General features: G+C 60.7%; 12 protein-coding genes. 2 read left to right on the top strand and 10 right to left on the bottom strand.

Features of this window, described 5'->3' with window-relative positions; genetic code table 11:
• The first annotated feature begins 7 nt into the window (after window positions 1-7).
• Entirely contained in the window at window positions 8-700 is a 693-nt protein-coding gene (locus tag KF794_06205; GenBank protein QYK46615.1) for a GntR family transcriptional regulator, read from the top strand.
• A 3-nt stretch (window positions 701-703) separates the two neighbouring features.
• Here the strand turns inward: KF794_06205 and atzF are convergent, their stop codons facing one another.
• The 9 genes from atzF to KF794_06160 form a co-directional block, all read right to left on the bottom strand.
• Window positions 704-2,062, bottom strand: coding sequence for an allophanate hydrolase (atzF, locus tag KF794_06200; protein ID QYK46268.1), 1,359 nt, complete (start codon window positions 2,060-2,062; stop codon window positions 704-706).
• Window positions 2,063-2,146: 84 nt separating this feature from the next.
• Complete coding sequence (locus KF794_06195; protein ID QYK46267.1) at window positions 2,147-2,707, bottom strand: SPFH domain-containing protein; 561 nt, start codon at window positions 2,705-2,707, stop codon at window positions 2,147-2,149.
• Between the two features lie 35 nt (window positions 2,708-2,742).
• Entirely contained in the window at window positions 2,743-4,083 is a 1,341-nt protein-coding gene (locus tag KF794_06190; protein ID QYK46266.1) for a hypothetical protein, read from the bottom strand.
• Between the two features lie 13 nt (window positions 4,084-4,096).
• Window positions 4,097-5,149: a hypothetical protein gene (locus tag KF794_06185; GenBank protein QYK46265.1), complete on the bottom strand. Its 1,053-nt coding sequence runs from the start codon at window positions 5,147-5,149 to the stop codon at window positions 4,097-4,099.
• A 4-nt stretch (window positions 5,150-5,153) separates the two neighbouring features.
• Window positions 5,154-6,212: a hypothetical protein gene (locus KF794_06180; GenBank protein ID QYK46264.1), complete on the bottom strand. Its 1,059-nt coding sequence runs from the start codon at window positions 6,210-6,212 to the stop codon at window positions 5,154-5,156.
• A complete protein-coding gene (locus KF794_06175) occupies window positions 6,209-7,300 on the bottom strand; it encodes a hypothetical protein (GenBank protein ID QYK46263.1) in 1,092 nt (363 codons plus the stop codon). Before KF794_06175 ends, KF794_06180 begins: the two co-directional genes overlap by 4 nt.
• On the bottom strand, window positions 7,297-8,283 hold the full coding sequence (locus KF794_06170) for an NAD-dependent epimerase/dehydratase family protein (GenBank protein QYK46262.1): 987 nt from the start codon (window positions 8,281-8,283) through the stop codon (window positions 7,297-7,299). The genes KF794_06175 and KF794_06170 overlap by 4 nt, the downstream gene beginning before the upstream one ends.
• Window positions 8,284-8,393: 110 nt before the next feature.
• Window positions 8,394-9,368: an SDR family oxidoreductase gene (locus KF794_06165; protein QYK46261.1), complete on the bottom strand. Its 975-nt coding sequence runs from the start codon at window positions 9,366-9,368 to the stop codon at window positions 8,394-8,396.
• Between the two features lie 260 nt (window positions 9,369-9,628).
• Window positions 9,629-10,651, bottom strand: a complete 1,023-nt coding sequence (locus KF794_06160; protein ID QYK46260.1) for a GDP-mannose 4,6-dehydratase — start codon at window positions 10,649-10,651, stop codon at window positions 9,629-9,631.
• Window positions 10,652-10,725: 74 nt separating this feature from the next.
• On the opposite strand from KF794_06160, the gene KF794_06155 reads away from it, so the two are divergent.
• On the top strand, window positions 10,726-11,478 hold the full coding sequence (locus tag KF794_06155; GenBank protein QYK46259.1) for a class I SAM-dependent methyltransferase: 753 nt from the start codon (window positions 10,726-10,728) through the stop codon (window positions 11,476-11,478).
• 3 nt (window positions 11,479-11,481) lie between these two features.
• On the opposite strand, the gene KF794_06150 is transcribed toward KF794_06155, so the two are convergent.
• Complete coding sequence (locus KF794_06150) at window positions 11,482-12,714, bottom strand: PLP-dependent aminotransferase family protein (protein QYK46258.1); 1,233 nt, start codon at window positions 12,712-12,714, stop codon at window positions 11,482-11,484.
• Between the last annotated feature and the right edge of the window lies 1 nt (window position 12,715).

The following is a 12,715-nucleotide window of genomic DNA, read 5'->3' as shown; positions in this document are numbered from 1 at the left end:
TCGGGGCATGGTGACGGAAGCGCGAACTATTCTCGAAGGCCGCGGGGCGGATGCTCCGGTCCGGCTCACGCGCGCTGACGAGCTGCGCCAGATACTCGCCGACGAGATCGTGCGCGGCGTGATCGCACCCGGATCCTCCCTCGACGAGACTGCAATCGCACGGCGCTTCAGCGTATCGCGCACGCCGGTACGCGAAGCGATCCGCCAGCTTGCGGCCAGCGGACTGGTCGAGGCGCCACCGCACCGCGCGGCAGTCGTCGCGCGGCCGAGCCATGAAAACCTGATCGGCATGTTCGAAACGATGGCCGAGCTGGAAGGACTTTGCGCAGGCTATGCGGCCGAGCGCATGACGCGGCAGGAGCGCGCCGCCATCGAAGCCACGCACGAAGAATTGCGCCAATTGATCCAGAGCGGCGACCCGCAGCGCTATCACGAAATCAACCAGAATTTTCATGGCTCGGTTTATTCAGGCGCGCACAACGCCTATCTCGCCGAGATCACGATTGCGACCCGCATTCGCGTCTCGCCGTTCCGGCGCGCGCAGTTCCGCAATCTGGGGCGTCTCTCGAAATCACACGAGGAACACGACCGCGTCGTGACCGCGATCCTGCGCGCCAACGCCCCTGCCGCCACGAAGGCAATGCGCGAACACATCATGACGGTGTACGACGAATACGCCGCGTACCTGCGCTCGCTCTGATCGTTATTTCGCCGCGCTCGCGCCGAGCGGCAGGTTCGCGTGCTTATGGAAGCCGCGCGCGAAACCTGCGAGCTTCGCGTCGCTGCCCGCGGGCGCGAGGAAGGTCACGCCATAAGGGTAACCGTTATCCGCGAGCACGGACGGCACAGCGATGCCCGCGAGATCGAGCAGGTTCACGAAGTTGGTGTAGGTGCCGAGATTGGAGTTCAACTGCACCGGATCAGCCTGCAACTGCGCGACGGTGTAGACCGCAGGCACCGTCGGGACCATCAGGAAATCGGCCTCCGCAAAGGTCTTGCGGGTCAGCGCACGGATTTCCTGCATCCGGTAGAACGCGCGGAAGGCATCGACCGCATTCTTGCTCTTTCCGGTATCGACGATCTGCTTGGTCACGGGGAAGATTTTATCGGGATTCCTGTCGATGAAATCGCCGACCGCGGCGGTACGCTCTGCGACCCACGGACCCTCGTAAAGCAACCGAGCCGCTTCGAGCAGATGGGAGAAATCAAGGGTTACGATCTGTGCGCCGGATTTCTTCGCGAGCCTGATCGAATCCGTAAACGCCTTCTCCGAACGCTTGTCGCCGAAGAAATGGCGCTCCATCTCGCGCGGAACGCCGATGCGACGCTTGCGCGGCGATGACGGTTTGCCGAGTTCAAATTTGCGCGAATAGGCATCGAGCGGATCTTCGCCAGACATCACGCCGAGCGCGCTCCACGCATCTTCCACGGTCAACGCGAAGATCGAGACGCAATCAAGCGAACGGCACGCGGGCACTACGCCGGCCGCAGATATCAGACCGAGACTGGGCTTGATCCCGACAAGGTTGTTCAGGCCTGCCGGAACACGGCCGGAGCCTGCGGTATCGGTGCCCAGCGAAAGCGGTACGATGCCGGCCGCCACCGCAACCGCTGAACCCGAACTCGAACCGCCGGGGATCACCGCCGCATCATGCGGGTTACGCGGCACGCCGTAGGGCGAGCGCACGCCTACCAGGCCGGTCGCAAACTGGTCGAGATTAGTTTTGCCGATGACGATTGCGCCCGCTGCGCGCAATTTGGCGACCACGGTCGCATCGCGCTTCGGCATGTAAGAATAGGCCGGGCACGCGGCGGTGGTCGGCAGTCCTTCGACGTCGATGTTGTCTTTTACCGCGACCGGCACGCCCCAGAGCGGAAGCTTGCGGCCTTTCGCCTTCGTCAGCTTGCGGGCCTGCGCCAGCGCCTGCTTCTCGCCGGCCAAAGAGATGAACAGCGCCGGATCGTCGTAGGCGCGGATACGCTCGAAGGTACGCGCAATCGTCTGTTCCGGGGTGGTCTTGCCGCTGCGGTGGGCCGCGACGATTTTAGCGACGGTCTCCATTGCCTCACGCTCTCTTTATTCCCGATCTCTTTGTAGCGGATTCTACGTCTGTCCGGAAAAAAGATGCGAACGTCGTGCCAACAATCAGAAGCCGGTCCAGAGCGAGTAATTGCCAAGAGCAGCGTGACCATTGATCGCATAGGCCGTGCAAGGCGCGAACTCTGTCAGCGAGGCTTGCAGGATCTGCACGCCGTAACCGTTCAGCACTTCGCCTACCCGCTCCGTCAGCATCTTGTTGAACCCGACGCGATCAGCCTGAATGCTTTCGATCGTGCTTTCCGCGACCACCGCCAGAACCGCGCCCTGCGAGCGCTCGATGATGTCGGACGGAAGATCGGCGATCTTCACGATCGCGGAGACGACGTCATCGACATAATAGGTGACCAGCGCACCGACCGTCACGGTCTTGAGGTCCTTGGTCATGACGACCTTCGACTGGATACGTTGCGTTTGCCGCACCGTCACGATCAGCTTGTAGGTGGTCACGACCGGCCAGTAGATGTGCAGCCCCGGCTTCCATTCCTTGACCCGGTGACCGTGAACGAACGCGATGCCGCCGTGGGTCGCAGGCACGATGACGAGCCAGGGTATGACCCGCAACAGCGCCTGAAAGATTTCGCCAACCCAGCCAAATGCCTTATCCAAAGAAGCACCCCTACGTTCGTGCGCGCAAAGCCGCGTCAGTCGATTACAATATCCGTCGTGTTGGTGACCGCTGCCAGACCATAGCCTTCGATCAGCAGCGTACCATCGAAGGGCGCGCGTACCACGCGCCCTCCGGTCTTGCCATCCAGTTTTAGCACGGTGGCGCACTTTTCCAGCCCGCTGTCCCATTGCGCAGGCGAAAGCCGTAGCGGCTGGCGCGCAGTATTGACGAATACACCGCTTATCCTCTCGCCTTCGCCGGAAACGACCGCATCTACTTCAGGTCCAGCCCGGTTCTCCGGAAAACGAATGAAGTCGCCGGTCCGCACACATTGCACGAAAAGCTGCTTGGCAAAGCAGGCCGGTGTCGGCTGGCCGTCGAGCGTTATCAGCCCATAAGCGTCGTTGTGGCCTGTCGCGGTCCAGCGCATTTCAAGTTGTGCGCCACCGCGCAGCAGGTTGATGAGCGCCGAAGCGTAGTACGCCGCACCGAAAACATTCTGGTTCAGGCCGAGGGTGTAATAGTTCTCGTGATGCGAGATTGCATTCAGCTCGCCGCAGATATTCTCGACCGAACGGCCCCTGAGCAAACGGGCGACACCACGCGCGCGCGACTCGTATGCAGGCGTCTGCGCCATCAGCAAACGCTCGAACGCTTCGTAGTTCGGAGAATCCGGCGTGCCCCAGAGTTCTATATTCAAACTTTCGCTGGAGACCGCTGGCCGCCAATCGCCATAGCGGTGCCATGAAACGAAGCCGAGCGCGTCATCGCCGAAATCATCGAGCAGCCGCGAAATCCAGTCCATCCAGTATGGACGATGCGTGCCGTCGATCGAAGGGCCGCCGATTTTAGCTTGAGCCCCATTCAGATGCGGACGCAACAGCGGAAGGATCCGCGCCGAGACACGCCGGTAGATTTCCCGATACTGCTCGTAGCTGACGTCGCCGCCGATGATGAGATTGTTCGGCTCGTTCCAGATACACCAGTACCAGTCTTTAACCGCGCTGCCCCATTGTTCGATGCAGCCCCATACGATTTCCTCGCAACGCGCGACGAAGGTGTCGATGTTACGCTCGTTATCGAACGGCGGAGCGAACTTCGCGAAGGTGACCATTGGCACCGCGCCGATGTCGAGCACGCCTTGCAGTGTCGCCGCAAAGCTATGCCAGTCCTTCGCGGGTTCCGGTACCGAGGGATGAAATACGAAGACACGGACAACCTTGGTGTCCATCAACCGCAAGCGGCGCTGGATTTCCTTCGCATGCGGGCCGGACGACATATGCCACCAGCCGTCGATCTCGTTGAAGCCATAGCGAAGCTGCATCCGGCGGGATGTGCCGGATGCAACGCTCACATTCTGCTGCTGCTCGCGCATGGCGTGCATCCGCTCAGGCCTCGATAATTCCGATCAATTCTTTCAGCCGCGCTTCCGGGCTGTGGCGCACGCCGAAATCGGCGCGAATGTCGCGGACGATACCTGCATAGTGCTCCGGACGCGACAGCACGTCCGAAATTTTATCTTCAGGATGCTCCTGCGGCAGTACGAGTTCCAGCGCCGCCTCGCCGTACACTTCTCTTATGTATGCAGGCTCAAGAACGAAAACCGGGATGGTGCCGGCGGCGGGTGTCTCGTAAGTGCGGCATGTCACAAAATCGAGTTTTTCGAACAGCGGCCGGTACATCACCGGATTGAACACTGCCTTGTTCATGGTGTCCGTCACTTCACGGTACGGGATCGGCGGGAACAGCTCCACGTTCAGCTTTTTCAGATACTCTCGGTCGACTTCGTAGTCGGCCTTGATCTCGTGCCACTGGGTCCATTCGGGCGGATTGTCCCAGCCCTCGCCCACCAGGCCTATCCGCTTCACCTTGCTGCGCACCGGTTCGATCGCCCGTAATACGCGTGACATGCCGCGCCAGCGAAATTTGGTATGGCCGACATAAATCATGTCGAATTCTTTGTTCGAGAATTCGAGCGGCGACTCCCAACTCGGATCGTAGATATGAAACAGGAATGGACGCACGTTCTTGCGCTGCGGCTTGACGGTCGGCTGGCAGATCTTGTCGGCAATGCCGTCGCAGACCTCGAGCCAACGTTGGCTCGACTCTTCGCTCTTGTGATTATAGTCGCCGTGATGACGGATCGGCTCGTTATACGCGCCGTCGCAATCGATCACTACACGACGCGAACGCGGCACAGAGGCGATCAGCCGCGCCCAGTCCACCCGGTCGCCAAATTGCAGGTCGGTGGTCCACTCGACCACGAAAACCACGGCGTCGGCTTCGCGCAGATCTTTGGAGTAATTTGGCGCATAGGTCACTTCGTTCGGACCGTAGATCGTAACCTTGTGACCCATCTTCTCTGCGGCGTGCGAATAACCGCGCAGGTCGAGCATGCTGCCTGCGTTCTCGTATCCCCAATACACGAATACGATATTCATGCCGTTAGTCCGCGAACGCGGCAGCGAGTTCGCTCATCCGCCTGTCGTAAGAATAATTCGCGGCGAGATGCCGGCGCACTTCGCGAACGCGGTCGCGGTAATAATCCGGACGGCGCAACGCATCGAGCAACTTCTCGTCGATGTTGCGGTCCAGCACCAGTTCGCGCGCGGCCGGACCATAGACAGAAACCGCCAGTTCCTCGTCCAGCATCAAAAGAGGAATGGTGTCGGCATAGAAAATCTCGAAATACTTTAGCGTAAGGTGCTTCAGGTGATGCAACACGGGCCGCTGCGTAAAGATATTGATCTTTGCGCGGCTCATGGTGCGGATCACATCCGTGTAAAGAACGGAGTCAGAGGTCTTGATGCGAAGCCGCTTGAAAGCCGCGGGATCGGACTCGAACGCAGCCCGCGGCCCGGCATCCGCGCCTTCCGCCGGCGGGCCATCCCACCACAGGCCGACGAAACCTATCTCCCCGATGTCTCCCCGTACCTTTTCGATTGCGGGCAGCAATTTTCCGCCAATGTCGCGCCAGCGCCACCAGTTATGGCCGAGGTGGAGAATGTCGAAATCCTTTTCCGGCGCCTGCGCAGGATCGAGTTCGAGCGCCGGATCGTAGCCGTAGAAGATCATCGCACCTTCGTGCGGCCGCGTGGGCTTTGCCAGCATCGGCTTCATGATGCGGTCGGCGAGCGCTTCGTAGTGGATCTCCCAGCGGCGGCTTTCGGCCTCGCTCGGATGATTGAAGTCGTAGCCATCCACCTGCACGACTGGATTATACATTCCGTCCATATCGAAGATGAGGCGGCGATGCTTCGGAATTGACCCCAGCATCTTCACTTCGCGCAGCGGCTTGATGCGGTAAATCTCGGACTCGAACAGATAGGCGATACCGTCGGCGGCATTGATGTCGGTCGAGAACTTCAATTCCGGCAGGTGTTCCTGCGGCTCGCCATACAGCGCGACCGAATGTCCGTAGCGCGGCGCGACGCGGATGTAATTCGCAACCGCATGGGTATTCCCTGCGTTGCCGCGATGCTTCATCACGAACAGGATGTTCACCGCGCGGCCCCGGCGAGCGCGCGCAATTCGTCGAAACGGCGCGCATAGGAATGGTGCTGCGCGAGGTGCTCGCGTACTTTCAGGACCGCGTCCCAATACTGCTCAGGCTCTTTCCACGCGGCACGAAGATGATCCGCGACACTCACCTTCGGGATGAGTCTCGCTCCGGCCGGGCCGTAGATCGAAACCGCGAAATCTTCCGCCAGCATCAGCACAGGCATGGTGTCGGCGTAGAACGTCTCGAAGGTCCGGTTGGTGACGAGACCGAGTTCACGAAACAGCGGACGATGGATAACAGGCGCAAAGCGGCCTTCGTTCAGCTGCTTCGTCACCTCGTCGAAGCGCACGCCGTTCTTCGTCTCCACGCCGAGGGATTTCAATAACGCAGGGTCGGTATCGACGCCGGCGATACCCTTCTGCGCAGCCCATTCCGGGCGCTCCGCCCAGTCCCACCCGATCAGGCAAGCCTTGCCGACTTCATTTCGCGCAGGACCGTAGCCTTCGAGGAAAGCGCGCATCTGCGACCAGCGCTGCCAGTTGCTGCCGACGTAGACGACGCCATAGGGCTTTGCCGCTGCTTTCCAGGCAGCAGCCGCTTCGGATGCGTTCTTGTAGTTGCGCACCACCGCCGCGGGATTGAAGCCATGGAACAGAAACGGCTTCACATTGGCACGCCGCGGCTTCAACGCGGGTTGCGTAACAGTGCTGCCAGCGGCCTGCACCGCCTCTTCCCACTCCCAACCGAGATGGCCGTCGAGCTTTTCGAGATGGTTGAAGTCGTGATCGACGCGGATGGTGTCGTTGTAGTGGCCCCAGAGGTCGGCAACCACGCGGCGCTCCGGCGGAATACCGTCGAGCAACCGCGCGAGGTGCGGCATGTCCGGAAAGTCGGACGGCACCTGCAACAGGATCAAGGCGAGATCGATTCCAGAAAGGTCGCGGGTGAAACGCAGGGCCGGAAGTTCGGGGTTCGGCTCGCCATAAACCAGCACATCATGGCCGAGCGCCTTGCCGGTTTCGCTCCAGTGATGGACGGACGCAATGCTGCGCACCCATGCATTCGCGTCGGTGACGATGAGCAGTTTCATTTCCGTGCCTTCAGAGAATCCGCGCCGGGGTTGGAGGCGAACTCGGCCTTCGCCCACTTTACGGTTTCCGCGAGACCTTGCTCGAACGAATAGCGCGGCTCCCACCCGAGAACCTGCTTCGCCAGCCTGCTGTCGGCTTGCACCTTACGCTGTTCGCCGGGGCGGCCGGGCATGCGTTTGATCGGATACTCGCCCGGCTTGTAGCCGAATGCACCGGTGACGTATTCGGCAAGCTGATTGATCGAGGTTGGGCGGCCGCTGCCCAGGTTTATGATTTTATCTTTCGCGCCGGGCGTGGTGAGTGCGCGCGCCCAGCCGTCGACGATGTCGCCGATGTAAATGAAGTCGCGGGTCTGTTCACCGTCGCCATAAATGGAAATCGGTTCGCCGCGCAGCACGTTGCCGGAGAAGATGCCGAGTACGCCCTGATAGGGATTGCTGAACGATTGTCCCGGCCCGAACACGCTGAACATGCGCAGCGACGTCACCGAGAAATCGAAATCGAGATCGGGACGCCCGGCCGTCGAATGGACGTAGCGCTCCGCCGCGAACTTGGTGATGCCGTAATAGGAATCCGGCAGGCACGGCTCGCTTTCCGGCGTCGGCACGGCGGCGACATTGCCGTAGAGCGTCATCGAACTCGCATAGACCAGGCGCGGCACCTTGTGCTTCACGCACAAACTCACGACCTGCAACGTGCCTTCCGTATTCGTGCGCAGATCGCCGACCGGATTGTCGAAGGCGCGGATGATCGAAACCTGTCCGGCGATATGGCAAACCGCATCGAGCCCCTTCGCGAAGGCCGGTTCGATTTCCTCCGGCTTCGTGACATCGCCCTTGCGATACCAGACTTCTTTAGGAAGCCCGTCCGGCGAGCCGTTCGACTCGTTATCGACCACCAGCACCTCATGGCCGTCCGCGAGCAGCCGCCTCGCGAGATGCGTGCCGATAAACCCCGCGCCGCCGGTAACGAGTACCCTCATATCTTCCACGCTCCTGCGGGCACGCAAACGGCGCTCATGCCGCAAGACGCACCCGTACGATCATATTCTTTCATTGATGGGAAGCCGATTGAAGAGGTGCTTTCAGCGGGTCAGACGGTAACCGGCTCGCGCTCGCTGCGCAGCAGTTCCTCGAAGTAGGCCGCGGTTTTCACCAGCCCTTCGCGCAGCGGCACCATCGGCCGCCAGCCACCGAGCAACTCGTGGGCCTTGCTGATGTCAGGGCGGCGCTGTTTCGGATCGTCAGAGGGCAACGGCCGGTGGACGATCTTGGAGCTGGAGCCGGTGATTTCCACGACCAGTTCGGCAAGCTGACGGATCGTGAACTCGCCGGGGTTGCCGAGGTTGACCGGGCCGGTGACATGGTCGCCGCTTTCCATCAGGCGCATCAGGCCTTCGACCAGATCGTCCACATAGCAGAACGAGCGGGTCTGCCCGCCGTTGCCGTAGACGGTGATGTCCTTGTTGGTCAGCGCCTGCACGATGAAGTTGGAAACCACGCGCCCGTCGTTCGGGTGCATGTTGGGACCGTAGGTATTGAAGATGCGCGCCACCTTGATGCGCAGCTTGTGCATCCGGTGATAGTCGAAGAACAGGGTCTCGGCGGCGCGCTTGCCCTCGTCGTAGCAGGAACGTTCGCCGATCGGGTTCACGTTGCCCCAGTAATCCTCCGTCTGCGGATGGATCATCGGATCGCCGTAGATTTCCGAGGTCGAGGCTTGCAGGATTTTTGCGCCGGTGCGCTTGGCAAGGCCGAGCATGTTCAGCGCGCCGAGCACGCTGGTCTTCATGGTCTGGATCGGGTCGGACTGGTAATGCACCGGCGACGCGGGACAGGCGAGATTGTAGATCCTGTCCACTTCCGCAAAGAGCGGGTGGCAAACGTCGTGGCGGAGCAGCTCGAAGCGCTCGTTCTCAGTCAGGAAAGCGACGGTCGAACGCGAAGCGGTATAGAAGTTGTCGGCGCAAAGAACTTCGTGGCCCTGGGCCAGCAGCCTTTCGCAGAGATGAGAACCGACAAACCCGGCACCGCCGGTCACCAATACCCTGCTCTTTTCGGACTTCATCGGGACGCCTTTCGCCTCGCTTCGCAAGACACCGCAGACGTCGCGTATGCTTCTGCAGGGTGAAATGAACGGATGTTCAGCCAGTCCTTCACTTCAAGAGAAGCGTAGCCGTTTTGCCGAACGTAAGGAAGTGACACTGACGTGATGAACCAGCCCAAGAACAGCCCGGCCTAAAGAAAGTACGGCAGCCGCCGGAACACAACGCATCAGCATCGCCTCCGGTTCATCGGATTAGAAGAATATTTTATGGGCAGATTTTCCTAGAAGGCGTCGCGATTTTGGGCGACCCAATCAATCAGCGCACCGACGCCCTTAGCCGGGTCGATTTCCGGCTTCCAGTCCAGTGCCTGTGCGAGCTTCCGAACGTCGCTGATATAGACCTCCTGATCGCCGGGCCGCCAGGCATCCCAACGAAGCGGGATTTTCTTCTTCAGACGTTCCTCCAGCAGCGCGATCAGGTCGAGCAAGGACATGATGCGGTCCGGCCCGCCGCCGACATTGAACGCCTGCCCCGCAATGCGGTCCGGCGCGCGGATCGCGGCTTCATAGGCCATGACCAGATCGTCCACATGGAGGACATCGCGGACCTGTTTGCCGTCGCCATAGATCGTAATGTTACGGCCCAACAACGAGGCAATGGCGAACCAGGCGACCCAGCCCTGATCTTCCACGCCGAACTGGCGCGGCCCGTAGATGCAGGACTGCCGGAACGAAGCCGCCGGGATCTTGTAGATGCGCGCGAAGTCGAGGACGTACTGGTCAGCCGCGCCCTTGGAGCAGCCATAGGGCGACAGGAAATCGAGCGGTTCGCTCTCCCCGATGCCGTGCGGCCGATTGGTGTAGGCGTAGCGGTTGCCGCGCAGTTCGGTCGTGGCCCCTGCGATTTTGCCGTAAACCTTGTTGGTCGAGGCAAACAGGAAAACGGCCTCCGGCGAGAAGCGGCGCACGGCATCCAGCATGTTGAAGGTGCCGAGCGCATTCACAGCAAAATCCATGCGCGGCTCGATCACCGAGGTCGTTACCGCGACCTGCGCCGCCAGATGGATCACGGCATCGTAGCGGCTTTCGGAAACCACTTTATCGACGGCAGCGGTGTCCCGCACATCGACATTGGCAAAGGCGAAGGCGGTCTCATCCTTGAGCCATTCCAGATTCTGGTCGGCGCCCTTGCGGGAAAGGTTGTCGAGGACCGTTACGTCCCAGTTCCGCTGTCCGAAGTAGCGGGCGGCATTGCAACCGACGAACCCGGCCCCGCCGGTGATGAGTACGCGCTTACTGGTCATGCAGGGCCGTGAACGAATCCTCTTTATCGGCCCATCATCGCGCAGCGCAGGGGGAATTGCTATCGTGCGGCGGCATGACCAAGGCCGCCAATCCGCTGCTCTCCACCTATCTTGACCTTATGCGGGACAGCCTTACCGGAAGGCTGAGTCAGGACCCGCCGCTGCCGGCGTCCAACAATGGCATCTATAAAGACGACTACCGGACCAACGGCTGGGACTGGCCTTCTTCCGCGCCGTCCATGATCGGCGTGAAGCGGATGCAGAACCTGCGCGAGCAATGCGAGCGCGTGCTGGCGGCAAGCATCCCAGGAGACTTTCTGGAAGCGGGGGTCTGGCGCGGCGGCGCATGTATCATGATGCGGGCCGTGCTGAAGGCATACGGCGTGTCGGACCGCCGGGTATTTGCCGCCGACTCCTTTCAAGGTCCGCCGCCTTCATCGCGCGATAGCGAGGCCGACCGGAAAGCCGACTTTCACGGGCACCCGGACTTTTCGGTTTCGCTGGATACCGTGAAGGAATACTTCGCACGCTACGGTCTGCTCGACCAACAGGTCGTCTTCCTCAAGGGCTGGTTCAGGGACACCCTGCCCGCCGCGCCGGTCGTGCGGCTCGCGCTGCTGCGCTTGGACTGCGATCTCTACGAAGGCTCGATGGATTGCATGAACGCGCTTTACGGCAAGCTCTCGCCCGGCGGAACGCTGATCGCGGATGACTACTATCTGTTCGAGTCGCAGCGCGAAGCCGTGGACGAGTACCGCGCGCGCCAAGGCATAGCGGACGAAATCGTGAAGATCGACGACTTCGGAGCGTACTGGATCAAGCGGTAATCCTTATCGCTTTGCCGTGACGTTGGCGCTACGCACCGGCACGCCGAATTCCTTGCGACACACTTCCGCAAGGATCGCGATGCCTTCGCGAATTTCTTCATGCGTGGGACTGGCAAAGCATATCCGGATACGGCTGCGGCTGTGATCCGCGTTCACCGACCATTCGGGTCCGGGGTTGATCGCGACACCCGAAGCCAACGCGGCTTGGTACAGTTTCATCGCATCGACATTGTCGGGCAGCTTGACCCAGAGAAAGATGCCGCCTTCGGGATCGTCGAATTCGGCACTGGTGCCGAACTGTGCGTTCAGCGACTCCATCAGGGTTTCGAGTTTTGCACGCAGTCCTTTCCGCAGCCTCGGTACATGATCGTGAAAATGCGCTTCGCTGAATTCCGCGAGCAGCATCTGCTCGAGCGACGCCGAACCGGCGTCGGTTTTCAGCGACAGCGCGCGAGAAAGTACTTCCCACGGCGCAACGATGTACCCGACCCGCAGCGCGGGCGCGACTGACTTCGAGAACGAACCGATGTGTACGACGTTATTGCTTTCGCTCATGGCATAGAGCGCGGGCGGTCGTTCGCCTTTCCAGATCAGATCGGCATAACAATCGTCCTCGAAAACCGGCACACCATATTCATCCGCCAGCCGCAACAACTCCTGCCGACGCTCCAGCGGCATGATGGTCGCGGTCGGGTTCTGCACCGTGGGAATGATGTAGATGAACTTCGGCCGCACCCCGCGAGACTTCTGCGCGGCGAGCACATTGGCCAGCACGTCCATTCGCATCCCGTGCCTGTCGAGCGGAATGCCTTCGACCTTCACGCCCATCCGCGTCATGCGGTTTATCGAGCCCTGATAGCTCTCTTGCTCATAGATGACCGTGTCACCAGGCGAGCAGAACACGCCATTGACAAGGTCGAGCGCCTGTAACGAGCCGGAGACGAGAAGAATATCGTCCGCGGTGCAGGCAATCTGCGCATCGCGTTTCAATTTCTTCGCGACGAATTCGCGGAGCGGCTTGTAGCCCTGCGGCCCGTGTCCGACATTGTAGTGGGAGAGCATATGCCCTTCCCGCTTCAACACGGCGTCCGCAGCCGCCGTCAGTTCGGCAACAGGTGTTTCACCGGGATCATTGTGACCGCCAACGAAGTTATAGCGAGCGGCGCCATTCCATTTGACGGCAGGAACGGGAAGCCCGGCGGCATAAAGCGAACCGAAATCGAACTTTGCTGGCACT

It is taken from the genome of Xanthobacteraceae bacterium (assembly GCA_019454205.1).
In the GTDB taxonomy this organism is placed as follows: Bacteria; Pseudomonadota; Alphaproteobacteria; order Rhizobiales; family Xanthobacteraceae.
The sequence above is the reverse complement of the archived record's forward strand: the minus strand, read 5'-3'. Positions and strand labels throughout refer to the sequence as shown.